Annotated in this window: 1 pseudogene; it reads left to right on the top strand. The window is 60.9% G+C overall.

From position 1 onward, the window contains the following. Positions 1-156: pseudogene (locus tag ACUXUR_RS26875) on the top strand (IS6 family transposase); the annotation flags it as partial. Positions 157-207: the final 51 nt, after the last annotated feature.

The raw sequence follows: 207 nt of genomic DNA, 5'->3' as shown, positions 1-207 counted from the left end.
TCAGCCGGGCAGGCGCAGCGCTTCCTCTCGGTTCACGATCAGGTTGCAAACCTCTTCCACCGTCCCGCTAACACCACTGCCACTGATCATCGCAAGGCCCGAGCCATAGCCTTTGCGGTCTGGAACGAGGTGACGGGCCTCGCTGCTGGCTTCTGACCAGCTGATCCGTAGAGCTTTGTGACCTCAGACCGTTAACCTGACGGTGCC

This window comes from Microvirga medicaginis (assembly GCF_052658925.1).
This window is presented reverse-complemented; position numbering and strand designations above follow the sequence as displayed.